Here is a 25577-nt window from a genome sequence, read left to right as displayed (position 1 = left end):
TCAGAGACCCAGCTTTCGCGACAGGTCGATCATCGCCTGCACCGAATGGCGCGCTTTTTCCGCGATCTCGGCTTCAACCTCGACCTGACCTTCCATCGTGTGCAGCACATAGAGGATTTTTTGCAGCGTGATCTTCTTCATGTAGGGGCACATGTTGCAGGGGCCGACAAAGTCGACTTCGGGCAGTTCATCGGCGATGTTCGAGGCCATCGAGCATTCGGTGATCAGCATCGCCTTTTCGGGCTTTTCGGTGCTGACATACTTAATGATCCCGCTGGTCGAGCCAGAGAAATCGGCCTCGGCCACCACTTCGGGCGGGCATTCCGGGTGGGCAATGAGCCGCGTGCCGGGATTCCATTTGCGAAAGTCACGCAGGTCCTGCGCTGTGTATTGTTCATGCACGATGCACGAGCCCGGCCAGTACACGATGTTCTTGCGGCTTTCATTTGCCACGTTCTGCGCCAGATACTGGTCCGGCGTCATGATGACGGTGTCGGATTCCATCGCATCGACGATCTGAGCGGCATTGGACGATGTGCAGCAGATATCGGACGCGGCTTTCACCTCGGCGGTGGTGTTCACATAAGAGACGACCGGCGCGCCGGGATATTTGGCGCGCATCTCGTCAATCCCCTCGGCGGTGATGCTTTCGGCCAGCGAACAACCCGCGGCCATGTCTGGCATCAGCACGGTTTTCTGGGGGCTCAGGATTTTCGAGGTTTCGGCCATGAAATGCACGCCCGCTTGCACGATCACATCGGCTTCGACGTCGCTGGCCTTCATTGCCAGCTGCAAACTGTCACCCACGAAATCCGACACGCCATGAAAGATTTCAGGCGTCATGTAATTGTGGCCCAGAATGACTGCGTCGCGCTCTTTCTTGAGCGCATTGATCGCCTTGATATAGGGCGCATAGATTGCGAAATTCGGTGGCGCCACCACCCGGTCCATCCGGGCATAGGTCTCCTGCATTTCCTCAACCAATTCGGTCGAAGGTGTCAGGTCATAATGCTGAGAAAGCACATTGGTGATGCTCTGGTGAGTGACATTCATCTCGGCAGTCCTGCCTTGCGTATTGGGGTGGGAAAGGGGTCGGAATTCGTGCTGCCCGACCGTCCAAGAAAACGGTTGATTTCAAAGACGCACGCCTCTGATCGCACAATTCGAGCGGTTTTGGTCATGCGATCTGGATCATTCCGCATAACCGATGCCTTCGGTCGATACACATGCATAGCAAATCGGCATGAAAAACCGCTCTGAATGTCCTACTCAGTTGCGGGATGCATACGGTGAATTCCAGGCGCGGTAAACATACAAAACCCCAAGCCAATACCGGTATACGTGGATGAATGCGCTTACCTGCTGCAAATTTGCAGTTCGCGGAACAGTTTGTGGTCATCTCGGGTCGGGTCTCTGACGAGGTGTATGGTCCGGGCGGCACGGCCCAACTTGTTACATTTCGTAAGAATTGAGAAAACATCAGGCAAAACTTGACGCTGATCGTGTCGACGTCCCTTAATCGGGGCGTTGGCGTCCGGGCCAGACCTGGACCCGCCATTTCCGGCCCGGGGAGGGGTCGGGTGGGGAGGAGAAAAAGATTGACTCAGACGCAGTCAGGCGCTGAAGGGATGCAGTCTCTTCCGGCGCTGCTACACCGCAATGTGATTCAGTTCGGGGATGCCCCGGCCTATCGCGAAAAGGAATTCGGGATCTGGCAATGCTGGACCTGGGCCGAGGCGGCCAAGGAAATCCGCGCCATTGCGCTGGGGTTTCTTGAGATTGGCGTTGAGAAGGGCGACCATATCGCCGTCATAGGCCGGAACCGCCCGGCGCACTACTGGTCGATGGTTGCGGCCCAAATGGTGGGTGCGATTCCGGTGCCGCTCTATCAGGACGCGGTCGCCGAAGAGATGACATATGTGATGGAACATTGCGGGGCGAAATATGTCGTCTGCGGTGACCAGGAACAGGTCGATAAGGTCATCGAGATTCAGGAAAAAGTTCATCAGATCAAACACATCCTCTACACTGACAAGCGTGGGATGCGGAAATATGATCATTCCCAGATGAACGCGCTGGACGACATCAAGGCCGAAGGCAGCGCAGGTCATGCTCGCTTTGATGCCGAGCTGGACGCGCGTATCGCTGCGATCACCTATGACGACACTTGTGTGATGCTGTATACCTCGGGCACCACAGGCAAGCCGAAAGGCGTGGTGCTATCGAACCGCAATGTGATCGAAAGCGCCAAGAATTCTGCAGAGTTTGACCACCTGACCCGGAATGAGGACATCCTGTCCTATCTGCCAATGGCTTGGGTAGGTGATTTCATCTTTTCCATCGGTCAGGCCTATTGGTGCGGGTTCTGTGTAAACTGCCCCGAAAGCGCTGACACGATGATAACCGACCTGCGCGAGATCGGTCCGACCTATTTCTTTGCCCCGCCGCGGGTATTTGAAACGCAGCTGACCAACGTCATGATCCGGATGGAAGATGCGGGCAAGCTGAAGCAGCGTATGTTCCACCATTTTATGGCCCATGCCAAAAAGGTGGGTGGGTTACTGCTGGATGGCAAAGCGGTCGGGTTTGGTGATCGGATCAAATACGCGCTGGGCAATCTGCTGGTCTATGGGCCGCTGAAGGATACGCTGGGGTATGGCCGGTTCCGGGTCGGTTATACGGCAGGCGAGGCGATCGGGCCTGAGATTTTCGATTTCTACCGCTCGCTGGGGATTAACCTGAAGCAGCTTTATGGGCAGACCGAGGCGACGGTCTTCATCACCGTGCAGCCCGATGGCGAGGTGCGCGCCGATACGGTTGGTGTGCCCGCGCCAGATGTCGAGCTGAAGATCGCCGAAACGGGCGAGATCTACTATCGCTCGCCAGGTGTGTTTGTCGAATATTACAACAACCCGGACTCGACCGCCTCGACCAAGGATGCCGAGGGTTGGGTGGCCACGGGTGATGCCGGGTTCATTGAGGAAAGCAGCGGTCATCTGCGGATCATTGATCGGGCCAAGGACGTCGGAAAAATGGTCGATGGCTCGATGTTTGCGCCGAAATATGTTGAGAACAAGCTGAAGTTCTATCCCGATATTCTTGAGGTCGTGCTGTTCGGCAATGGCAAGGATCGCTGCGTGGCGTTCATCAATATCGACCTTACCGCCGTGGGGAATTGGGCCGAGCGCAACAACGTCGCCTATGGGTCCTATCAGGAACTGACGGCACATCCGCAAGTGTTAGAGACAATCAAGTCCCATGTGGAAGCGGTCAACAAATCGGTCGCCGCCGATGAAATGCTGTCGGGCTGTCAGGTGCATCGCTTTGTGGTGCTGCACAAGGAACTGGATGCGGATGACGGTGAGATGACCCGAACCCGCAAAGTGCGCCGGGGCTTTGTCGAAGAGAAATTCCACGACATCATCACCGCGCTTTATGACGGGTCTTCAAGCGTTTCGACCACGACCGAGGTGACCTATGAGGACGGCCGCAAGGGCTCGATCAGTGCCACGCTTGAGATCGTGGATGCGCCGGTTGTAACGGTCGCGCAACACAAGGTAGCGGCGGAATGAAGTCCGGTCCTGCGCCGCTCGACCTATGGTCATCGCCCGCCCGCCATTCCGTGTATTGCGTAAGTCAAGGAGGGGCTGATGTTGGATAGTTCCGAAGGATATGTCACCGAAGACGGCCGCAAGATCGGCGGCGTCGTGATGGAGATGAAGAACATCACTCTGCGCTTTGGCGGTGTGGTGGCGATCAAGGATATCTCGTTCGACATCCGTGAGGGTGAGATCCGCGCCATTATCGGTCCGAACGGGGCGGGCAAATCGTCGATGCTGAACGTAATCTCGGGGTTCTATGTCCCGCAAGAGGGCGAGGTCTGGTTTCACGGGGCCAAGCGCCCTCCAATGCGGCCCTATGAGGTCGCGCGGCAGGGGATTGCACGAACATTCCAGAACATCGCCCTGTTCGAAGGGATGAGCGTTTTGGACAACGTCATGACCGGGCGCCTGAACTATATGAAGACAAATATCCTGCAGCAGGCTTGGTGGAAGGGTAAGGCCGAGGCCGAAGAGACCGAAAACCGTGAGGCGGTCGAACGGATCATCGACTTTCTCGAAATCCAGCATATCCGCAAGACGCCCGTTTCACGCCTGCCCTACGGCTTGAAAAAGCGGGTCGAACTGGCCCGGGCGCTGGCCGCTGAACCCAAGCTGTTACTGCTGGATGAGCCGATGGCCGGGATGAATGTTGAAGAGAAAGAGGACATGAGCCGCTTTATCCTCGACGTGAATGATGAATTCGGCACCACCATCGCCCTGATCGAACATGACATGGGCGTGGTGATGGATCTGAGCGATCGGGTGGTCGTGATGGATTACGGCAAGAAGATCGGCGACGGCACGCCTGATGAGGTGCGCAACAATCAGGAAGTCATCGATGCCTATCTGGGGGTGAGCCATGACTGATCTACGGAACGGGCTGAGAAAATTCGACGAATTTTCCCGGATGACGCGCCAGATGAAATCTGTTCGGAGGACATAGGATGCCTGAACAACTCGTATTTGCGATGGAAGTCATCCTCAACGGTCTTATGGCCGGGGTGCTCTATGCGCTGGTCGCGCTGGGCTTTGTGCTGATCTACAAGGCGTCAGGGATTTTCAATTATGCGCAAGGGGTTATGGCCCTGTTTGCCGCGATGACTCTGGTCGGGATCATGAACGGGCAGGTACCGTTTGCACATCTGATCAATGCGACTTTCGGGACGCATATCCATTACTTTGGCTGGAGTGTCCCTGCGCTGCTGGCGATTATTCTGACTATGGCGGTGATGGTTCTGCTGGCTTGGGCCGTGCAGCGGTTCGTGATGCGTCACCTGGTTGGCCAAGAGCCGATCATCCTGTTCATGGCCACCATCGGGCTGGCCTATTTCCTTGAGGGCGTGGCCGACTTGATGTGGGGGTCCGAGATCAAGACGCTGGATGTAGGCCTGCCGCAGGGCATCAACCTCTGGCTCGATGAAGCGACCTTTAACGTCTTCGGCTATGGGTTCTTCATCGACAATCTGGACATTGTGGCAACGGTAATTGCGGCGCTGCTGGTGGCGGCGCTGGTTGTGTTCAGCCAATATACCAAGCAGGGCCGGGCGATGCGCGCTGTGGCGGATGACCATCAGGCGGCGCTGTCGGTGGGGATTTCGCTGAATTTCATCTGGATCATGGTCTGGTCTGTGGCCGGGTTTGTAGCGCTGGTCGCGGGCATCATGTGGGGCACCAAGTCTGGCGTGCAGTTCTCACTGTCGCTGATCGCGCTCAAAGCGTTGCCGGTGCTGATGCTGGGCGGGTTTACCTCGATCCCCGGAGCCATCGTCGGAGGGTTGATCATCGGTGTGGGTGAGAAACTGTTCGAGTTCGCCATTGGCCCGATGGTTGGCGGTGCGACCGAGAACTGGTTTGCCTACGTGCTGGCATTGATCTTTCTGGTCTTCCGACCACAGGGCCTGTTTGGGGAGAAGATCATTGAAAGGGTTTAGGAACCGCGTGATGTTCGCCGCTGGGGTTGCATGTGTTGCGGCTGTGCTTTCCGGCATCGCTGCGCAATCCAGTGGCAGATATCGAGGCCCCGGTGTTGATGCGGGGTTGGATCTGCTGGGAACCATCGCTCTTATGGGCCTCTCTGCGATTGCCATGTTCCTTTTGGTGATGTGGTTCACCTGGTGGGGCTCGTGATGACCAAACTCATCGCCATTCTCAACGTTATCGCATGGGCCGGGTTCTGGGCGTTTGGGTATATCGCCCTGACCTCGGACGATCTGACCGACAGCCAACTGACGATTGCCGCGATCCTGGCTTTTGCCGGGTTGGTCACGGGTGTCATGGCCTACATGAAACTTGTGCGCGCCTCAGAGGCGAGCGGATATGCCAAAGGCTCCAGCCAACTGAACACTGTCGCCCGCGACCGGGCGCAGGAAGAATGGGGAAAGTAAGACATGTTTTATCGCGAGGCCGGAGATTTCAAAACCTCTTACGTGGAAGACAGCCAGACCTTTCCGATCAAATTTGACCGGTATCGGTACTATGTGGTGCTGGCAGTGGCATTTGGGATCATTCCATTCATCATCAATGACTACTGGGCGAACGCGCTGCTGCTTCCGTTTCTGATCTATGCGATCGCCGCCATCGGATTGAATGTATTGGTTGGCTATTGCGGGCAGGTGTCGCTGGGTACCGGTGGGTTCATGGCTGTGGGAGCCTATGCCTGCTACAAGCTGATGACCGCCTTTCCCGAAGTCAGCATGTTCATCCATGTCATCCTTGCGGGCGGGATCACCGCCATTGTCGGTGTTCTGTTCGGATTGCCTTCGCTTCGGATCAAAGGGTTCTATTTGGCCGTGGCCACGCTTGCGGCGCAGTTCTTTCTGGTGTGGCTGTTCAACCGTGTGCCGTGGTTCTACAACTACTCGGCATCTGGGCAGATCAACGCGCCCGAGCGGGATGTGTTCGGCATCATCATCACAGGCCCGAATGCTCCGGCCTGGGCAACCTATCTGTTCTGCCTGATCTTCCTGACCTTCTGCGCCATCATTGCACGGAACCTGACTCGGGGAACGACCGGCAGGACATGGATGGCGATCCGCGACATGGATATCGCGGCCGAGATCATCGGGGTAAACCCGCTCAAGGCAAAACTGACCGCCTTTGCTGTCAGCTCATTTTTTGTGGGTATCGCGGGGGCGCTATTCTTTGCGGTCTATCTGGGCGCGGTTGAGGTTGGCGAAGTCTTTGGCATCCAGAAATCGTTCCTGGTCCTATTCATGGTCATTATCGGCGGATTAGGGTCTATCTTCGGCTCCTTCGCCGGGGCAGCTTTCTTGGTATTGCTGCCGGTTGTTTTGAAGGTGGTCGGTGTCGATCTACTGGGCTGGCCCACTGATATCGTTGCGCATCTCAATCTGGTGATCGTCGGCGCACTCATCATCATGTTCTTGATTCTGGAACCGCATGGGCTGGCGCAGCTTTGGCGTGTGGCGAAAGAGAAACTCAGACTCTGGCCGTTTCCGCACTGACGGGCAGGCCCAAAGACAAGACGGGTGCAAAGCCCGAATTCAACATCGGACCAATCAAGGGAGGAGACACCCGATGAAGACGAAACTGGCAACCCTGGCGCTGGGCGCTATGATGGCCGCAGGTCCGGCCATGGCCGACCTTGTGTTCCCGTCGCTCAGCTATCGGACGGGACCATATGCGGCAGGCGGTATCCCGTTTGCTGACGGCTATGCCGATTATTTTACACTGCTCAACGAGCGTGATGGCGGCATCGGAGGTGTTTCGGCCAATGTGATCGAATGCGAAACCGGCTATAACACCGAAAAAGGCGTGGAATGCTATGAATCCACAAAGGGCGAAGGCGCCTTGGTATATCAGCCATTGTCGACCGGCATTACATACCAGCTGATCCCAAAAGTGACCGCAGATGGCATTCCGCTGCACACGATGGGCTATGGCCGGACCTCTGCTGCGAACGGCAAGGTATTCAGCCACGTGTTCAACTATCCGGCCAACTACTGGAACGGAGCGTCGGGCGCGATCAACTATCTGCTGAGCGAAAACGATGGTGACCTGAACGGTAAGAAAATCGCACTGGTCTATCACAACTCGGCCTATGGCAAGGAACCGATCCGCACGCTGGAGACCCTGGCTGAAAAGCACGGGTACGACCTGACGCTGCTGCCTGTTGACCACCCCGGTCAGGAACAGAAATCGCAGTGGCTGCAAATTCGCCGCGAAAAGCCTGATTATGTAATCATGTGGGGCTGGGGCGTGATGAACCAAGTCGCGGTGCAGGAAGCTGCGAACATCCGCTTCCCGATGGAAAACTTCATCGGTGTCTGGTGGTCTGGCGCTGAATTTGACGTGCAGCCCGCGGGCGACAAGGCAAACGGCTATAAGGCACTGACCTTTACCGGGCTGGGCATGGACTATCCGGTCTATGATGATCTGCAGAAATACGTGGTGGATGCAGGCAAAGCGGCGGGTGCGGGCGATCAGCTTGGCTCGGTTCAGTATAACCGCGGTCTCTATGCCGCCATGCTGGCCGCTGAAGCTGTGAAGACTGCGCAGGGAATCCACAATACCGCTGATATCGACGCATCCATGATGCGCGATGGTATGGAGGCGCTGGAAATGACCAACGCCAAGATGGAAGCGCTGGGCATGACCGGTTTCGGGCCTGAATTTTCCGTCTCGTGCGAAAATCACGGCGGACCCGGCCTTGTCGGCGTTGTGCAGTGGGATGCTGCGGCCGGAACCTGGAACCCGGTTCAGGACTTCCAGCCGACCGATGCAGATGTGATCAACACGTTGATCGAAGAAGATTCTGCAGCCTATGCAGCGGAAAACAACATCACACCTGGGTGTGAATAAATGGCTGGCCCCGGTCTTGATCCGGGGCCGCGAAACTGACCAGAGCGGCGGGCAGCCGCCGCTCTATCCCAACGGTCCCTCGCGGGACAGTCATGAGGACACGCGCTGATGCTGGATGCGGCACAAACCACTGACGTGCAGGCGGAAACCCTGCTTGAGGTCAACAATATCGAGGTGATCTACAATCATGTGATCCTTGTGCTGAAAGGCGTCAGCCTAACGGTGCCCAAAGGGGGCATTACGGCCCTGCTGGGCGGCAACGGGGCAGGCAAGACCACCACACTCAAGGCTGTGTCGAACCTGCTGCATTCGGAACGGGGCGAAGTCACCAAGGGATCAATCAAGTATCGCGGGACCAGCGTGCATGAAAGCGATCCTGCAGATCTGGTGGAAAAAGGCGTCATCCAGGTGATGGAGGGCCGCCATTGTTTCGAACATTTGACGGTCGAGGAAAACCTGCTGACCGGCGCCTATACCCGCAAAGATGGTAAGGCCGCGATCCAACAGGATCTGGACCTTGTTTACACCTATTTCCCACGTCTGAAGGAACGCCGCCGCAGCCAGGCGGGTTACACGTCGGGCGGAGAGCAACAGATGGTTGCGATGGGTCGGGCGCTGATGTCGCGGCCCGAGACGATCCTGCTGGATGAGCCGTCCATGGGACTGGCCCCGCAGCTTGTCGAAGAGATTTTCGGCATCGTCCAAGATCTGAACGAAAAAGAGGGCGTCTCGTTTCTGCTGGCCGAGCAGAACACCAATGTGGCGCTCAGGTTCGCACATTATGGCTATATTCTTGAATCCGGCCGCGTTGTGATGGATGGCCCAGCTGCCGAGCTGCGCGAAAACCCCGATGTTAAGGAATTCTATCTGGGCATGTCGGATGACGGCCGCAAAAGCTTCCGCGATGTGCGCTCATACCGCCGCCGCAAGAGGTGGCTGTAGGCGGATGGAGGATTTGGCGATGACGAAATTCTACGATGCGCTAGAAACCCGCTCGGCCGACCAGCGCGCCTCTGAACAGTCTGAGGCGTTGCAGGTACAGATCACGCGCGCGAACTCGGCTCCGGGGTTTGCGGCGCATATGGCGGATGTTGATAAGGCAGCTGTAAAGTCGCTGGACGACCTTGTGAAGCTGCCAGTTCTGCGCAAGTCCGATATGGCTAAGGCGCAGGCGTCGCGCCCGCCCTTTGGCGGGTTTACCGTCAAACCGGCCCGGCATTTCCATCATGTTTTCCAGTCGCCCGGCCCGATCTATGAGCCCGGCAGCACCGATCACGACTGGTGGCGGATGGGGCGGTTCCTGCACGCAGCAGGTGTCGGGCCCGGAGACATCGTTCAGAATTGCTTTGGCTATCACCTGACCCCAGCGGGCATGATCTTCGAAAGCGGCGCGCGGGCGGTGGGGGCTGCTGTGCTGCCTGCCGGCACCGGCCAAACCGAACTGCAGGTAACCGCCGCGCGCGATATCGGCTGCACCGCTTATGCGGGCACACCGGATTACCTCAAGGTCATTTTGGACAAGGCCGATGAGATGGGCGTGGCACTGGATTTCGTGACTGCCGTTGTTGGCGGCGGTGCTTTGTTCCCGTCTTTGCGTCAGGAATACGCCAATCGCGGTATCGCCTGTCTGCAATGCTATGCCACCGCCGATCTGGGCAGCATCGCTTATGAAAGCCCGGCGATGGACGGGATGATCATTGATGAGCATGTCATCGTCGAGATCGTCACCCCCGGAACCGGAAACCCGGTCGCGCCGGGTGAAGTGGGTGAGGTTGTCGTGACCTCACTGAACCCCGATTACCCGCTGATCCGGTTTGCCACCGGTGATCTGTCGGCGGTTCAACCTGGTCAGTCACCTTGCGGTCGTACCAACATGCGCATCAAGGGCTGGATGGGACGCGCGGATCAGACAACCAAGATCAAGGGTATGTTCGTGCGCCCTGAACAGGTCGCGGCGCTGGTCGACAAGCATGATGAAATCGTCAAGGCGCGCGTCATTGCCGCCCGCCAGGGTGAGATGGACACGATGACGGTTCAGATCGAAAGCGCCGGCGGAAATGACTTGGCTTATGCGAAATCCGTCGTCGAGGTGCTGAAGCTGAAAGGCGCGATCGAAGTCGTGGCGCCGGGATCGCTGCCGAAAGATGGTTTGGTGATCGAGGATCAGCGCGTCTACGAATGAAGGCTGTACAACTCTGCGGCAGTATGTGTCGCAGATTTGTTTCGCTGCCCACTGGTGTTTCCGAGCGTTTTGGTCGATTAAAGACGGACTCTGCGCCTTAGCCAGTTAAAGCCGGGATCATGGCCGATATCGAAATCTCTGAGCACGGACGGCGCAACCGCGGCGCTGTAGGTACACGCCTCGTCGGCGTGGTGGCCTGCCTTGTGGCGGCAGCCTGTCTGTTGCCGATGCTTGCGGTTGTTCTGGCCGCTACGACGGGCGGCACGGATACGGTTTCGCATCTCCTGGAAACTGTTCTGCCCGGCTATGCTATGACGACGCTGATACTGGTCGTGCTGGTGGCCACGGGCACGTTTTCCATCGGCGTGGGCGCAGCCTGGCTGGTGACGATGACGCGGTTCCCCGGCGTGCGCATTCTGGAAATTGCGTTGGTGCTGCCGCTGGCCTTTCCGGCCTATGTGCTGGCCTATGCCTATACATTCATTCTTGATCACCCGGGCATCGTCCAGACCACCCTGCGTCAGGTAACGGGCTGGGGCCCGCGCGACTATTGGTTCCCCGAGATTCGGTCGACCGAGGGTGCGGCAGTGATGTTGATCTTAGTCTTGTATCCTTACGTCTACCTGCTGGCCCGGGCCGCTTTTCTGCAGCAGAGTGCAACGGCCTTTCTGGCAGCGCGCGCGTTGGGCAAAAGTCCGTGGCTGGCCTTTTGGCACGTTTCGCTGCCAATGGCGCGCCCGGCGATTGCGGGTGGCGTGCTGCTTGCCATCATGGAAACCATCGCCGATTTCGGCACCGTGGCCTATTTCGGGGTGCAGACATTTGCCACGGGCATCTATACCAGTTGGTTTTCGATCGGTGATCGGGTGGGTGCGGCGCAGCTGGCGCTCTGCCTTCTGGGCTTTGCGCTGGTCATGGCCGTGGCAGAACGGATGCAGCGCGGGAAGGCCAAATACTATCAGGCAGGCAAAAGCCACGCCTCGCTGCCATCCGCCCGGCTGAAGGGCTGGCAAGCGGGCGCGGCTTTTGCCCTGTGTGCCATACCGGTGCTGTTCGGATTTCTGTTGCCGGTGTTCATTCTGGTTCAGATGGGGATGGAGTCCGAACAGAACCTTCTGTCACGGCGCTATCTCGGGTTCATTCAGAATTCGCTGACGCTGGCCGGTGTGGCGGCGTTTGTCACGGTCTTTGCGGCCATCAGCGTTGGGTTCTTTCAGCGATTGCGGCCGGGGAGGGTGTCCTCTGGTGCCGGGTACATGGCGCGGCTGGGCTATGCGGTTCCAGGCGGTGTGATCGCCGTCGGGCTGATGGTGCCTTTTGCCAGTTTCGATAACGCACTGGATGCATGGATGCGGCAGAATTTCGACCTATCGACCGGGTTGCTTGTTACCGGTTCGATCTGGCTGTTGGTAGCCGCTTATATGGTGCGGTTTCTGGCCGCCGCGCTCAGCGCATATGAGGGAGGGCAGAGCACGGTGCATGCCAATATGGATGCAGCCTCGCGGTCTCTGGGGCAGACGCCGCTGGGGACGTTGCGCCGGGTGCATTTGCCGATTCTGACGCCGTCGCTGCTGACCGCGCTGCTGATCGTCTTTGTGGACGTGATGAAAGAACTGCCCGCGACCCTGATCATGCGACCTTTCAACTTTGATACGCTGGCGGTGCAGGCCTATCGGCTGGCATCAGACGAACGGCTTGAGGGCGCTGCTGTGCCCTCGCTGGTCATATTGGCAGTGGGGTTGCTGCCGGTGATCCTGATTTGTCGGCAAGTCGGGCGACAGCGTTAGACTTGACCAAAAAACCACACCTATTTGCGGATGGGCTTGATTCGAACGCGTTTTCCGGCAAGGCTTGATCCATGAACATGCAGCCTCCCAGCCGGTTTTCTGCAAACCCGACCCAGATGCCCGTCGCGTTCGATCGGCACGAGATGTCCCAAATCCTTTCTGTCTATGGCCGGATGGTCGCCGCCGGAGAATGGCGCGATTACGGGATCTCGAACCTGCGTGATATGGCGGTGTTTTCCATCTTCCGCCGCACGGCAGAGCATCCGATTTATCGGGTCGAAAAAGATCCGCGTCTGCGCTCCCGGCAAGGGATGTATTCGGTGGTCGGTATGGATGGTCGCATCCTGAAACGCGGTCATGATCTGCGCACGGTTCTGCGGGTATTGGAACGCAAGCTGATACGGTCGGTCGACTTGGATTAGAGCCTTTTATGGGTGGTCACGGGCCCATCGCCCTGTTCCAGAATGCGCGTGATTGCAACATCCATCGGCTCAAAGGTCACATCCATGTGGAACGCGTTTGCATGCAGCAGCATATTGTCGCCGTAGACCCAGGCCACATGCCCTTTCCAGAACAGCAGATCACCGCGCTGAGCGGGTGTGCCAGGGGTCAGCGCCTGACCCAGATCACGCTCCTGATCGCCACTATCACCGGGGCAGGGCAGCCCACAAGCCAGCATTCCGGCCTGAACCAGACCTGAACAATCAAGCCCGAACCGGCTGTTGCCGCCCCAAAGATAGGGCGTTCCCAGAAACAGTTCGGCCACGGCGATCGGATCGGTCAGGGTTACGTTGATCTGTTTGGCGTGTATGGCCGGGATAAAGCCTAGCTCCGTCTCAATAAATCCATTCTGTTCGGACATTGTCTGAACCTTGCTGCCAAAGCTTAACGAGGTTCGGTCCCGGGATTTCATGTTCGGTTGCTCATAGGCATGTGTTGACGGTGCCGTGATCCAGTGCGTGGCAGGCACATCTGGGGCCAGACAGTCTGACCGGACCCAGCCCGCATAGCCGTCCTTGTCCGAGGTGATCCGGCTCCAGCCGTTGTTCTCTTCATGCGTGCAAACACCATCTCCATACAAAAGCTGGCGATCTCGCGGCCCGTCCGGGGCGCGCAACAGGTCGATGACCGGTTGTATGATGCGGTGCCGGGTCAAAGGCCCAAAATTTCAGGCAGGGCAGTCAGCAGGGCGCGGGGCCCCTGACCGAATCCGCCCTTGCTGCGTCCGGGTTCTTTGCTGCGTTGCCACGAGAAGATGTCGAAATGCATATAGGGACTGTCACCAACAAATCTGCGCAAGAACAAGGCGGCAGTAATCGAGCCTGCAAAACCACCCGCCGGTGCGTTATCCAGGTCCGCAATACCGGGTTCAATCAGACCCTCATAGGGGTTATGGAATGGCATGCGCCAGACAGGATCGGCTGCTCTGCCTGCGGCGCGGTTCAAGGCATCAGCCGCGGCATCGTTGTCGGTATAGAATGGTGCAAGATCGGCGCCCACCGCCACACGTGCCGCCCCGGTCAGTGTCGCCATCGAGATCACCAAATCCGGTTCGCCCTCATCCGCCAGCGCCAATGCATCGGCCAGAACCAAGCGCCCTTCGGCATCGGTATTGTTGATCTCAACGGTCAGCCCCTTGCGCGAGGTCAGGATGTCGCCGGGCCGGAAGGCGTTGCCCGCAACGGAATTCTCTACCGCCGGGATCAGCACGCGCAGCTGCACGGGCAGCTCTAGGGCCATGATCATCCGGGCCAGCCCCAGTACATTTGCGGCCCCGCCCATATCTTTCTTCATCAGCCCCATCGAGGCGCCGGGTTTCAGGTTTAGCCCTCCAGTGTCAAAGCAGACGCCCTTGCCGACAAGGGTCAGCTTTGGGCCTGTCACGCCCCAGTTCATCTCAATCAGACGGGGCGCTTGTGCGGCGGCGCGGCCAACCGTGTGGATCATGGGGAAGTTCTGCTCTAGCAGGGCGTCGCCCAGAACAACCTCGAAAGAGGCGCCGAATTCCTGTGCCAGGGCTTCGGCTGCGCTATGAAGCTGTTCCGGCCCCATATCAGAGGCCGGTGTATTGACCAGATCGCGGGTCAAGGCCTCGGCCCCGGCCAGAACCTCAAGCCGGGCGGCGTCGATCCCATCGGGGGCAACCAAACGGGCCTTGGCCGGGGATTGGCTGGCATAGCGGTCAAAGGCATAACCGGTCAGCAACCACCCCAGGCACTCTGTTTCCAGATCACCTTGGTCTATGCCCGATGCGATGTGATATGTGCCTTCGGGCAGGGCTTCGGCGGCGGCGGCCAGAGGAAAACGATTGCGGGCCCGACCTGTGGCTGTGCCATACCCCGCCAAAGCAGACTGTACCGCACCGTCAGCGCCCGGAATCAGCAAAACCTGTCCCAGTGCACCGGTAAATCCGCTGATTTTGGCCCAGGTCGTCACGGCTTCGGGCTGGCCCGCCAGCCAGTCGTCCAGACCTGGCTGCGCAATGACGTGAAGAGGAACAGATGGATCCGATGGTGATGCGAAAGACAGGGTCATGAAAATCTCGGCTGTTGCGGCTTATGCCCAACCTAGCCGTCCATGGACCGTCCGCAAGCCCTGTCAGACCGAAAGATCTTGCTGATCCCAGATCACAGTCAGCGATTTCTCACCCACTCTGATCAACCGCGACAGGGTGGCCCCGGCGGCGACCGAGTCGCCCGCATCCACATTTTGCGCCACATCATTCGCCACACAGGCCAGCGCCATCATTCCGATCTGTTCGGCAATGGCCACAATGGATCGCGCACATTTGCGCAGCCCGGCCCAGTCACGCTGTCTCCAGAACCGCTCGCAATTCGACAGGCGCACCGCCAATTCCTCGACCGTGCGACACAGCACGTCCAACGCGTTTTTCTCACCCAGTTGTCGATACAGCCCATTCAGACGATCCGAATCCAGCCGCACTGTTTCTTTGTGTTCAAGCGTGACGATCTTTTCCACCACATTCACCCCAATTCTATACGCCCCCACGGCATAGCCCGAATGTGGTGCGCAATTCCTTTGCAAAACCTTGCTATGGGGCAGGATAATGGCTCGAATTTTCTTCGAATTCAGGTTACAGCAGTCCACCGAGACATGAACAGGGACACAAGAATGGAATTCGCCAAACCTCTGCCAAACTATCTGGTCAATCGGTATCATGGCTGGAAAGCCACCACATATTCGGAAAACCAGGTCTGGTATCGCCGTCTGGCCACCGAAGGGCAGCGTCCGCGGGCCATGGTGATTTCCTGTTGCGACAGCCGGGTTCATGTCACCTCGATTTTTGGGGCGGATCAGGGTGAGTTCTTTATTCACCGCAATATTGCAAACCTGGTTCCGCCTTATGCGCCCGACGGTGATCATCACGGCACCAGTGCTGCCATCGAATACGCGGTGACCGCGCTGAAAGTGGCGCATCTGATCGTGCTGGGCCATTCCCAATGCGGTGGTGTGCAGGGCTGTATCGACATGTGCAAGGGCCAGGCACCACTGCTGGAAGCCAAAGAAAGCTTTGTTGGTCGCTGGATGGATATCCTCAAACCAAAATATGATCTGGTTGCCGATATCGAAGACAGCACCGACCAAGCGCGCCAGTTCGAACGGCAGGCGGTTGTTGCTTCGCTCGAAAACCTGATGACCTTCCCCTTCATCTCCGCGGCGGTTGAGAGCGGCTCGCTCAGCCTGCACGGTTTGTGGACAGATATCGGTGAAGGTGGCCTTCAGTGTTATGATCCCGGCGAAAAGAAATTCGTGGTCGTCTGACCCGGCGGATTTTCGACAATTTCAGACAGCGCGGATCAGACTACTGATTCCGCGCTGTTTTTTTGATAAGTTTGGGATGTCATTTTAGGGATTCGGAGCATTCCATGCGATTGATCAAACGTGTTCTTGTCACTTTGCTAGTCTTGATTCTGGTTCTGGTAGGGGTGTCCTTTATATTGCCAGGCAAGGCAGAAGTTTCGCGTAGCATCACGATTGATGCCTCGCCCGAGGTCATCTTTCCTTATGTCAACTCCATGCAGGAGACCGAGAAATGGTCGCCATGGTTATCTCGTGATCCCGAGACGAAGCTGACCTATGGCGGGCCTGATTCTGGGGTCGGGAATGTGCTGAACTGGTCGTCGGATCACCGGCAGGTCGGCACCGGTTCGCAAGAGATTACCGAAAGCGTTGAAAACCAGATGGTCAGAACCGCCTTGGATTTTGGTCCAATGGGAACTGCCATTGCCATGTTTGAACTGCAGCCGGAGGGCAGCGGCACCAAAGTGACCTGGGGGTTTGAATCCGAATTGGGTATGAATCCCATGTCCCGTTGGATGGGGCTGATGATGGATAAATGGGTTGGCGGAGATTACCAGCGCGGGTTGGATAATCTGAAAGCGCTGGTCGAAGGGTGAATGAGGCCAAACCCCTGACCGGAGTGATCAGCCGAGGGCCGGATTGGCCAGTTGAATCTCAAAAAGCCACCATTATTTCATTTTCTGAACACCGTGTTGGGACATTTAACGCGCTTTTTCCTCGATAAACACATGTTAAAGCAGCAGGGTTAGGTAGACCGCCATGAGTATCAATCGTCGTGTTTTCGCCTCCGGAGCGTTGGGAATCGGGCTAACGGCATTCTTACCGGTTGGGGGCTATGCGTTGGCTGTGGCCGCGGGTCAGGTCGCGCACCGAATTCTGGCCGCTGAAAAGCTGAGCTTTCTGTCCGAGAAGGTCGCCAAATCCGCAGTTCTGGTCAGCATCGGCGGAGCAGTTGATCGGAACCTGAGTGAATTGCAGCAGGCGCATGATGAATTTGACGATATCCTGCTTGGCTTCAAAGAAGGCAAAGGGTCGTCCGGTATTGACCGGGAAAGATTCTATTCCGTCAACAAAGCGCTTGAGGAAGTCGCCAGCGTTTGGGTGCCATACCGGACCGCGGTCGAAGACATCGTTGCTGACAAGTCGATCAACGAAGCGCAACTGAACATGATCGTGGGCAATGTCGAGGCACTTGAAGAATCCTGCCACATCGTGGTCCGCAAGCTAGAAGCGGCCTATGGCGAGGTCGATATTGAACCTTCGATGGCCCTGGCATTGGAATTCGCAGGTCGTCAGCGGATGATCACCCAGAAGATCTGCAAGGAGATTGCGCTGGCCGCCACCGGAAAAGAAACCGCAGAACACCACGAAAAGTTCAAGAAGAATGCAGCCAAGTTTGGCAAGATCGTCGATGCGTTGATTGGCGGCGGCAATGACTATCTCAAGATGTCTGAACCGCCCAGCGATGCCTCGCTTGAGGCACTGGAACAGGTAAAGGCCCAGTGGAATGAGCTGCAACCAACCGTCGAGGCCCTGAACGCCGCAGAGGTGCCAAGCCTGGAGGACGTTGTGCAATTCTGCGCAAAAATGGACGTGCTCGAGAAGGAATCCGAACGGGCGGTTTTGCTGTACGAGGATGCGATCAAGATCGCCTCTTGATTGGGGCTGCGCCGTACCGGCGGGCTACACGAACACCAATCACTTTAATCTGATCCGGGTCCACTACAGAGATGGGCCCGGATTTCTTTTTGCGGCCTAAGAAAAAACAAACCCCGCAAGCGGCGCTGCGGGGTTTGGTCAATCACATAAAGAAAGGGTATCAGTTATCCCTTCTTCAGGACCTCACGGCCCAGCAATTCGGCGATTTGTACCGCGTTCAGCGCTGCGCCCTTGCGCAGGTTGTCACTGACGCACCACAGGTTCAGGCCGTTCTCAATGGTTGAATCCTGACGGATGCGGCTGATGAAGGTGGCGAAATCACCCGCGCATTCGATCGGCGAGACGTAGCCGCCCGGTTCGCGCTTATCGATCACCATGATACCTGGTGCTTCGCGCAGGATGTCACGGGCTTCGTCTTCGTCTAAGAATTCCTCGAACTCGATATTCACGGCCTCTGAATGGCCGACAAAGACCGGAACGCGGACGCAAGTGGCTGTAACCTTGATCGACGGATCGACGATCTTCTTGGTCTCGACAACCATCTTCCACTCTTCTTTAGTCGAGCCGTCTTCCATGAAGACGTCGATCTGCGGAATGACGTTGAAGGCGATCTGCTTCTGGAACTTGTTCGGCGGAACTTCGGTGGTGGGGTTATAGATGGCTTTGGTCTGATCCCACAGCTCATCCATCCCTTCTTTGCCCGCGCCGGAAACCGACTGATAGGTCGACACGACGACGCGCTTGATCTTGGCGCGGTCATGCAGCGGTTTCAGCGCGACAACCATCTGCGCGGTCGAGCAGTTGGGGTTGGCGATGATGTTCTTGTTCTTATAGTCGTGGATCGCCTCGGGGTTACATTCCGGCACGATCAGCGGAATTGCAGGGTCATAGCGATACAGGGACGAGTTGTCGATCACCACGCAGCCAGCCGCCGCCGCCTTGGGGGCGTAGACCTTGGTCGCCTCGGATCCCACGGCAAACAGCGCCATGTCCCAGCCGGTGAAATCAAACGTGTCCAGGTCTTTGGTCGTGAGTGTCTTGTCGCCAAAGCTTACTTCGGTTCCCAGCGACCGACGGCTTGCCAGCACGGCAAGCTCATCGATGGGGAACTGGCGTTCTGCCAGAATGTTCAGCATTTCGCGGCCCACATTACCTGTGGCGCCGACGACTACGACGCGATAGCCCATTTCATGTCTCCAAAGTTAAGGACGCGCGTTCATAGCCGCGTTGCAGCAAAGAAAAAAGAGGTTTCGCGGGATATTTCCCCCAATGACACCGATTTGACGCGGTGCATCGCCTCAGGCGTCGGTCAGAAGCCGTTCATAGAGCGCCACCAAGGTCTTTGCCTCGCCGTAGATGTCGAAATTCTGTTCCACATGGACGCGGGCGGCGCTGCCGGATAGCGCCAGCGACTCGGGGTTCGACAGCATTTCAGCGGCGGCATCAGCCAGGGCGGGAATGTTCCCCGGTTCGACCACATGGCCCAGTGAGGGGTCGGTCACGATCTCTGCAAAGGCACCGACATCGGTTGCCACCACAGGCACGCCGCAGGCCATCGCCTCGAGCGGGGTCAGGCCAAAGCCTTCCCAGCGTTGCGGCGCGATGAACAAGTCCAGCACCTGGTACCACTCGGCGATCTGATCCACCGTGACCTCGGGTTTGAACAGGATGCGGTCAGACAGGCCCGCCTTGGCGACCTTGTCTTTCAGCTCGGCCAGAAAGCCGGTGTGTTTTTCGGTCGCGCGGCCCATGACGATGCCATGGACGTCTTCGAAACGGCCACAAAGGTCGATCATCGCATCGACGAAAGCATCGGTGCCTTTCTGGTGCCGGATACGGCCATAGCACCCAAGCAGCAGACCACCGGGCAGGCCGAGTTTGCCCCGCAGGGCGGCTTTGTCCGCGGGCGGGGTGAAATTCTGCAGGTTGATGCCATGCATGATGACCTGCGCGTCCCGCTCAAGATATCCGGCGGTTTTGCGCGATGTGGCGACTACCGCGTCCATTTTGTCGATCAGCCATTTGCTATAGCCCGTATGCGACCGCTGCGAGGCGCTGGTGAACAGTAGTTTCAGGCGCAGACGAAAGACATTGCGCAGGATCAGGCCCAGCAGCATCTCGGTATTGCGCCGCGCGTGCCAGACGCGCGTGGTCTTGCGCGACAGAAATGGCAGACGGCCCAGCGGGATATGGGGCAGATCGGCCGGTAGGCCCGGTCCGGTTGCGGCGATGTCGATCCATTGCACTTGCAACGGCACCAGCCGCGCGATCGTCGCGGTCACGCCGGAAAGCCTGCGCTTGAGGTTCGGTGCGATGACAACAGGGTCGGACATGGGCTCTCCCGATGGTTCCAGCGTCAGTCAACGCTGTCGCGGCTGAATAGGTAAATCACGCATCCAATGGCAAGCGTGACTGCAAAAAAGCCGAATATCGCTGTGTAGGGCGCGGTTGGACTGATGTCCACTGTCGCGGCATGGACGCGGCCGGTGACAAATTGCGCCAGACCCACTCCGCCAATGCCGAACAGATTCAACAGGGTCATGCCACGCCCGACCAGATGCGGCGGCACGAAGGCGCGGCCATGGGCCATGATGACCGGAAAGCTGGCGCCCATGAAACCGATCACCGCCATCAGACTTACTGACACCCAGACTGCCATGTCGATCCACAGGCACAACAGCCCCAGCGCCGCCGCGCCCAAGGCATTGCCGCCAAAGATCACCCATTTCCGTGTGCCCAAAAGCCGGTCGAGCGGCCCATAGGCAAAGGTGCCGGCAATCATAGCCGCCCCCATGACCAGCGTCGCGGTTCCGATCTGCGTGGTGCTGAGGGCGAAAACGTCGTTCAGATATGGACCTGCCCACAAGCCTCGTGTCGCAGCCGCGGGGGCGTAGGCCACCAGCATCAGCGGCAGGATGGCCCACAGGGCAGGTTCTTTCAGCAGGTCCAGCACTGACCCGCGATGCTCGGTCTCAACCGGTTTGGGGTCGTGAACGCTGATCCAGATGCCCGCTGCAATAATGGCCGAAACGACGGCCAGTGTAGCCATTGTGGCGCGCCAGCCCATCAGTTCGACCGCAAGTGCTGTGGGGTAGGAGGCCACCAGATTGCCGACCGACCCAACGCCCAGCATGATGGCTGCTAGCGTGGCAAAGCGGGCGGGCGGGTATTCGCGGGCAAAGATGTAATAGGATGCCATCAGAACGGGCGAGCACCCGACTCCGATCAGCCCCATCGCGACTGCGATATGAAACGGTGTGCTGGCCGCTGCAAACAACGCAGCGCCGCCCGCGCCGCCTGCAAGCAACAAAACCGCAGCCGTCAAACGCGGCCCGATCCGGTCCAGCGCCCAACCCACTGGCAGTTGCATGGCGGCAAAGACCAGAAACCAAAGCCCAGAGGCAAAGGCCAGATCTTCGGGCCTTGCCCCGATGTCACGCCCCAGATCGACGCTGAGCACGGCAAGAAAGGCACGAAAAAATTGGCTGAGCACATAGCCCAGACACAGAACCACCAGTCCGGTTTTCATGAGACGCCTCTTTCGCCCAACCCGCCAGCAAATGCTTGGCATGTCCCCGTGATATGTACAAGCGCGTGTGCTATGATGTTTTCAGCGGACATCGAACAAATTTGGGCTATCTGAAGGTCTATTCATATTGTCGAGGAACCAATGAAAGATGCACAGGCCGCATTTTATGACAGCCTTCCGCTGTTGCGGGACTTTAACAATCTGACCGATCCTGAACGCTTTACCGCGGTGCCGACGGAATGGGTTCTTGGTGTCGCAGATGTCGTGGATTCCACCGGTCAGATAGAGCGGGGACGATACAAGGCCGTGAACATGGTTGGGGCCGCGGTGATCTCGGCCATGATCAATGCGCTTCGCGGGCAAGAATTTCCCTATGTCTTTGGGGGTGATGGTGCCGGGTTCGCCGTACCGGCAAGCGCGGCAGAGGCAGCACGTAGCGTTCTGGCCGATTTGCGGCGCTGGGCAGAAGAAGAGTTCTCGATCGCGTTGCGTGGGGCCGTCGTGCCCGTCGCCGAAATCCGGCAGGCGGGCAAGGATCTTCGGGTTGCGCGTTACGCGCCATCCGAGGGGGTGGATTATGCGATGTTCTCGGGCGGTGGTCTGGCCTGGGCCGAGGCCGAGATGAAAGCAGGCCGGTTTGAGGTTCCGTACGCAGCCCCTGGTGCGCTGCCGGATTTGACCGGGCTGTCCTGCCGCTGGTCCAATAGCAAGGCGCAGAACGGTCAGATTGTTTCGGTGGTGGTGCAGCCAACTTCCCGCGCAACCGAGACCGATTTCGCCGACCTGTCACGGGCAGTTCTAGTGGCCGCTGAAGGATTGGACCGGTCCGGCCACCCGATGCCGGAAAGCGGCCCTCCGATCCGCTGGCCGCCGCCTGGTTTGGCGCTGGACGCCCATGTGTCCCGTGCGGGTCGCAATCTGTTGGTACAGAAACTCAAGCTGTTGGCGCAGAATTTGATGATCGCACTGCTGTTCAAATCTGGAAAGCGATTGGGGAATTTCGAGCCTGGTCACTACAAGCGCACGGTCAGTCGCAATGCGGATTTCCGCAAATTCGATGACGGTCTTAAAATGACGCTGGATTGTGACCCGGCAACCTTGAATCAAATTCAGACCGTTCTTGAACAGGCTCGGAAACAGGGCAGCATCCACTATGGCTTGCATGCACAGGACGAGGCGATGATGACCTGCTTTGTCCCCTCGGCCACCCGTGACGATCACGTCCATTTCGTCGATGGTGCCTCGGGCGGGTATGCTCAGGCGGCCTCGGCGATGCGGGCTTAGGCCTTCCACCTTGCGGCCAGGGCACGCGCCGCCTGTGTCAGCAGCATCACGTCGATCCCCACCGCCTGGAACTGGGCGCCCATGTCCTTATAGGCCTGCGATGCCTCATCCGTAACACCAAGAATGCCCGGGGCTTTGCCTGCTGCAACGATGCGCTTCATCGCGTCGGCGATCACCGCCTGGACTTCGGGCGCGGCGCTGTTTCCCTGAAAACCCATGTCAGTCGACAGGTCAGACGGACCGATAAACACGCCATCCACGCCTTCCACCTGTGCAATGGCATCCAATGCGGCGATACCGGCGCGGTTTTCCACCTGTAACAGCAGACATATCTGATCGTCTGCGGTCTGAATGTAGTCCTGAACCGTTCCGTATTGCGTTGCGCGTGAGGCCATCGCGCCGACGCCTCGCACACCTTGGGGCGGATAGCGGCAAGCGCTTACCAGATCGCGCGCCTGCTGGGCACTTTCCACCATCGGTACCAGGATTGTCTGAGCACCTGCGTCCAACACCATCTTGATCAATGCGGTGTCGCCCACCGGGATTCGCACGACGGGATGTGTCGGACTGGCGGCCAGCGCGATCAGCTGATCCCGGATGGACCGGATATCATTCGGCGCGTGCTCACCGTCGATCACCAGCCAGTCGAATCCGGCAGTGCCCATGATCTCGGCTGTTACCGCCTCAGCAAAGCTGGACCAACAACCAATCAGATGGTCGCCGTTTTTCAGGGCTTGTTTGAACGTGTTGACGGGTGCGGACATGTGGAACCTCTAGTTTAGCGAGCGGGCGATTTCAGTGATCACGTCAAATGCCATTTGGACGTCTGCCTGCGTGGTCTCAAACTGACCGGCCTGAAAGCGGATCACCAAGTCGCCATCAACGCGGGTTTGAGTCAAGTAAATGCGGCCATCATCATTGATCGCATTAACCAGCCGTAGGTTCAGATCGTCCAGATCGGTTGATCCAGGGGGGGCATAGCGGAATGTCCACAATGACCACATAGGGTTGGTGGTGATTTCGAAATCGGATTCAGCTTTCAGCCGATCATGCAGAGCCACTGACCATGTTATATGATTGCGCAACCTTTCACGTAGCCCTTCCAGACCATAGGCGCGGATGACGAACCACAGTTTCAAGGCTCGGAACCTGCGGCCCAGCGGTACCGACCATTCAGAATAATTTATGATCCCGTCTTTGCCGTGGGTCTTCAGGTATTCCGGGCTGATCGCGAGTGTCCGTACCAGATCATCGGGGTCCTTCAGAAAATGGGCGCAGCAATCGAACTGAATGCCTAGCCACTTATGCGGGTTGAACACGATGCTGTCGGCTTGCTCGACTCCCTCCCAGTAATGGCGGTATTCGGGGCATATCATGGCCGAGCCAGCCCAAGCTGCATCGACATGCGAATACAGCCCGTATTTTTGCGCAATCTTCAGACATTCCTCTACCGGATCGGTCGCGCCGGTTCCGGTGCCGCCGACGCAGAGGATCACGCCGGTTGGTTGATAATCAGAGTCTAAATCGGCTTGAATTGAGTTTTCCAGCGCCTGTGGGTCCATCCCGCGCCAGTCGCCTTGTATGGGCACCCGCACCAGATTTTCCTGCCCGATCCCCGCAACCCATATGGCACGATCAACCGAGGTATGAACCTCGGCCGAGCAATATACGCGCAGCGGTTTCTGTCCGAACAACCCATGTTGGTTGCCCTGCCAATTCAGCGCCTTTTCCCGCATGGTCAGCACAGCGGCCAGGGTCGCGGACGAGGCGGAATCCTGAATGACACCTGCAAAGCCCGTGGGCAGATCCAGGGCCTGCCGCAACCAGTCCATCATCCGCGTCTCCATCTCGGTCGCGGCGGGGGATGTCTGCCACAACATGCATTGCGGAGCGATGGCGCTGGTTAGAAACTCGGCCAGAACCGACGGGGCCGAGGCGTTTGCATTAAAATAGGCAAAAAAGCGAGGATGTTGCCAATGGGTAATCCCAGGCATCACGATCTGTTCGAAATCGTGAAAGATTTCGTCCATCGCCTGGGAGCGCTCGGGAGGGCGCGCGGGTAAGGCGTTAAGAATATCACCGGGTTCCGTTCTGGCCCGAACCGGATTGTCGCCGACAGTCAGATGGTAATCCTGTGCCCACTCAGCAATCTTGGCGCCCCAATCCGAGAATTCATCCCAGTTCATTTTATCTTCCAATCTTCTCTGAACACCGCTTTCGATCCTGTGCCAGTGATGAATATCCGGGTTGAAACGTCAACGCCCTTTGCAGGAATCCAGTGGTCTGAGATTCTTCTGAATATGTTTCCGCAGAGAGAAATGGAATAATTTGGGCTCTAATAAACGATAAATGCCTAGAATCCCGAACACGGAAAGGTCAGTTGAAGAATGAACCGAATTCGGCCAGAATTTAATATGGCTCACGAAATTCCATTGACGTCCCGGTCTTTGCCTATTGCGCTGCTGCGCGCGAGGGAACGGGTTATGGGGCCTATCCGTAGAATGCTTGTCGAGGCGGGCGTAACCGAACAGCAATGGCGGGTTCTGCGGGTGCTGGAAGAGGAAGGCCCGCAAGAGCCCACCCATATTGCTGACCGTGCCTGTCTGCTTTTGCCCAGCCTGACCCGCATTCTGCAAAAGCTTGAGGCCAAGGGCCTTGTCGTGCGGAAAAGCCATCAGGTCGACAAGCGCAGGCAGATTGTTGAGATCACGGTCAAAGGGGCAGGGATTATCCGGGATAACATCGACTATACGTTGCTTTTGGCTGAAGAAATCCGCAACACGCTGGGACCAGAGCGGCATGAGGCGTTGCTGGATCTTCTCAACGATCTGCACGAGTTGAAATTACAATCAGATTTTCGGGACTAACAGTGTGTGGGCCCCGCCAGAGGG

The 25577-nt window shown here is 57.8% G+C and carries 25 protein-coding genes; 16 read left to right on the top strand and 9 right to left on the bottom strand.

What is annotated here, in order from left to right:
• Complete coding sequence (gene nadA, locus AC2FLE_RS19225) at positions 1-1053, bottom strand: quinolinate synthase NadA (RefSeq protein WP_496699050.1); 1053 nt, start codon at positions 1051-1053, stop codon at positions 1-3.
• A 575-nt stretch (positions 1054-1628) separates the two neighbouring features.
• Here nadA and AC2FLE_RS19220 point away from each other — a divergent pair.
• The 11 genes from AC2FLE_RS19220 (at position 1629) to AC2FLE_RS19170 (ending at position 12814) form a co-directional block, all read left to right on the top strand.
• Entirely contained in the window at positions 1629-3572 is a 1944-nt protein-coding gene (locus AC2FLE_RS19220; RefSeq protein ID WP_496679343.1) for an AMP-binding protein, read from the top strand.
• A gap of 78 nt (positions 3573-3650) precedes the next feature.
• Positions 3651-4469 (top strand): ABC transporter ATP-binding protein, encoded by an 819-nt coding sequence (locus AC2FLE_RS19215; RefSeq protein WP_142637523.1) that lies wholly within the window; start codon positions 3651-3653, stop codon positions 4467-4469.
• Positions 4470-4546: 77 nt separating this feature from the next.
• Positions 4547-5533, top strand: a complete 987-nt coding sequence (locus AC2FLE_RS19210; protein WP_142637525.1) for a branched-chain amino acid ABC transporter permease — start codon at positions 4547-4549, stop codon at positions 5531-5533.
• Positions 5534-5543: 10 nt separating this feature from the next.
• Positions 5544-5729 carry a hypothetical protein gene (locus tag AC2FLE_RS19205; RefSeq protein ID WP_496699049.1) on the top strand — a complete coding sequence of 62 codons (186 nt, stop codon included), beginning with the start codon at positions 5544-5546 and terminating at the stop codon, positions 5727-5729.
• A complete protein-coding gene (locus AC2FLE_RS19200) occupies positions 5729-5986 on the top strand; it encodes a hypothetical protein (protein WP_496693118.1) in 258 nt (85 codons plus the stop codon). Before AC2FLE_RS19205 ends, AC2FLE_RS19200 begins: the two co-directional genes overlap by 1 nt.
• A gap of 3 nt (positions 5987-5989) precedes the next feature.
• Positions 5990-7066 (top strand): branched-chain amino acid ABC transporter permease, encoded by a 1077-nt coding sequence (locus AC2FLE_RS19195; RefSeq protein WP_142637529.1) that lies wholly within the window; start codon positions 5990-5992, stop codon positions 7064-7066.
• Positions 7067-7139: 73 nt separating this feature from the next.
• Positions 7140-8423, top strand: coding sequence for an ABC transporter substrate-binding protein (locus AC2FLE_RS19190; protein ID WP_271950686.1), 1284 nt, complete (start codon positions 7140-7142; stop codon positions 8421-8423).
• Positions 8424-8531: 108 nt separating this feature from the next.
• Complete coding sequence (locus AC2FLE_RS19185) at positions 8532-9365, top strand: ABC transporter ATP-binding protein (protein WP_271950688.1); 834 nt, start codon at positions 8532-8534, stop codon at positions 9363-9365.
• A 19-nt stretch (positions 9366-9384) separates the two neighbouring features.
• Positions 9385-10605 (top strand): phenylacetate--CoA ligase family protein, encoded by a 1221-nt coding sequence (locus AC2FLE_RS19180; RefSeq protein ID WP_496699045.1) that lies wholly within the window; start codon positions 9385-9387, stop codon positions 10603-10605.
• A 119-nt stretch (positions 10606-10724) separates the two neighbouring features.
• Complete coding sequence (locus tag AC2FLE_RS19175) at positions 10725-12392, top strand: ABC transporter permease (protein WP_281996107.1); 1668 nt, start codon at positions 10725-10727, stop codon at positions 12390-12392.
• A 71-nt stretch (positions 12393-12463) separates the two neighbouring features.
• Positions 12464-12814, top strand: a complete 351-nt coding sequence (locus AC2FLE_RS19170; protein WP_496699043.1) for a DUF2794 domain-containing protein — start codon at positions 12464-12466, stop codon at positions 12812-12814.
• Here the strand turns inward: AC2FLE_RS19170 and AC2FLE_RS19165 are convergent.
• The 3 genes from AC2FLE_RS19165 to AC2FLE_RS19155 all read right to left on the bottom strand — a co-directional run bounded on the left by AC2FLE_RS19165 (position 12811) and on the right by AC2FLE_RS19155 (position 15380).
• Positions 12811-13548 (bottom strand): C40 family peptidase, encoded by a 738-nt coding sequence (locus AC2FLE_RS19165; protein WP_496699041.1) that lies wholly within the window; start codon positions 13546-13548, stop codon positions 12811-12813. The genes AC2FLE_RS19170 and AC2FLE_RS19165 overlap by 4 nt on opposite strands.
• Positions 13545-14927 carry a leucyl aminopeptidase family protein gene (locus AC2FLE_RS19160; RefSeq protein WP_496699040.1) on the bottom strand — a complete coding sequence of 461 codons (1383 nt, stop codon included), beginning with the start codon at positions 14925-14927 and terminating at the stop codon, positions 13545-13547. The genes AC2FLE_RS19165 and AC2FLE_RS19160 overlap by 4 nt, the downstream gene beginning before the upstream one ends.
• 63 nt (positions 14928-14990) lie before the next feature.
• Complete coding sequence (locus AC2FLE_RS19155; protein WP_496690522.1) at positions 14991-15380, bottom strand: hypothetical protein; 390 nt, start codon at positions 15378-15380, stop codon at positions 14991-14993.
• A gap of 144 nt (positions 15381-15524) precedes the next feature.
• Between AC2FLE_RS19155 and AC2FLE_RS19150 the strand changes: the two genes are divergently transcribed.
• The 3 genes from AC2FLE_RS19150 (at position 15525) to AC2FLE_RS19140 (ending at position 17873) form a co-directional block, all read left to right on the top strand.
• Positions 15525-16175 (top strand): carbonic anhydrase, encoded by a 651-nt coding sequence (locus tag AC2FLE_RS19150; protein WP_142637545.1) that lies wholly within the window; start codon positions 15525-15527, stop codon positions 16173-16175.
• A gap of 104 nt (positions 16176-16279) precedes the next feature.
• Complete coding sequence (locus AC2FLE_RS19145; RefSeq protein WP_496699039.1) at positions 16280-16810, top strand: SRPBCC family protein; 531 nt, start codon at positions 16280-16282, stop codon at positions 16808-16810.
• Between the two features lie 163 nt (positions 16811-16973).
• A complete protein-coding gene (locus AC2FLE_RS19140) occupies positions 16974-17873 on the top strand; it encodes a type IV pili methyl-accepting chemotaxis transducer N-terminal domain-containing protein (RefSeq protein WP_496699037.1) in 900 nt (299 codons plus the stop codon).
• Between the two features lie 164 nt (positions 17874-18037).
• Here AC2FLE_RS19140 and AC2FLE_RS19135 read toward each other — a convergent pair whose 3' ends face one another.
• From AC2FLE_RS19135 to AC2FLE_RS19125, 3 genes are all read right to left on the bottom strand, one after another.
• On the bottom strand, positions 18038-19060 hold the full coding sequence (locus AC2FLE_RS19135) for an aspartate-semialdehyde dehydrogenase (protein WP_142637551.1): 1023 nt from the start codon (positions 19058-19060) through the stop codon (positions 18038-18040).
• 111 nt (positions 19061-19171) lie between these two features.
• Positions 19172-20206, bottom strand: coding sequence for a glycosyltransferase family 4 protein (locus AC2FLE_RS19130; RefSeq protein WP_496699034.1), 1035 nt, complete (start codon positions 20204-20206; stop codon positions 19172-19174).
• 23 nt (positions 20207-20229) lie between these two features.
• A complete protein-coding gene (locus tag AC2FLE_RS19125) occupies positions 20230-21402 on the bottom strand; it encodes an MFS transporter (RefSeq protein ID WP_496699032.1) in 1173 nt (390 codons plus the stop codon).
• A 141-nt stretch (positions 21403-21543) separates the two neighbouring features.
• Here AC2FLE_RS19125 and AC2FLE_RS19120 point away from each other — a divergent pair, with 141 nt between their 5' ends.
• The gene (locus AC2FLE_RS19120; protein WP_496699030.1) at positions 21544-22686 is read left to right on the top strand and encodes a DUF3095 domain-containing protein; all 1143 of its coding nucleotides are present in this window, start codon (positions 21544-21546) and stop codon (positions 22684-22686) included.
• On the opposite strand, the gene AC2FLE_RS19115 is transcribed toward AC2FLE_RS19120, so the two are convergent.
• Positions 22683-23450 (bottom strand): HpcH/HpaI aldolase family protein, encoded by a 768-nt coding sequence (locus AC2FLE_RS19115; protein WP_496699028.1) that lies wholly within the window; start codon positions 23448-23450, stop codon positions 22683-22685. The genes AC2FLE_RS19120 and AC2FLE_RS19115 overlap by 4 nt on opposite strands.
• A gap of 9 nt (positions 23451-23459) precedes the next feature.
• The gene (locus AC2FLE_RS19110) at positions 23460-24872 is read right to left on the bottom strand and encodes a pyridoxal phosphate-dependent decarboxylase family protein (RefSeq protein WP_496699026.1); all 1413 of its coding nucleotides are present in this window, start codon (positions 24870-24872) and stop codon (positions 23460-23462) included.
• Positions 24873-25100: 228 nt separating this feature from the next.
• Here AC2FLE_RS19110 and hpaR point away from each other — a divergent pair, with 228 nt between their 5' ends.
• On the top strand, positions 25101-25553 hold the full coding sequence (hpaR, locus tag AC2FLE_RS19105) for a homoprotocatechuate degradation operon regulator HpaR (protein WP_496699024.1): 453 nt from the start codon (positions 25101-25103) through the stop codon (positions 25551-25553).
• Positions 25554-25577 lie beyond the last annotated feature (24 nt).

The organism is Ruegeria sp. CDSA077 (assembly GCF_059612265.1).
Note: the sequence above shows the minus strand (reverse complement) of the source record. Positions and strands in the feature narration are given on the sequence as shown.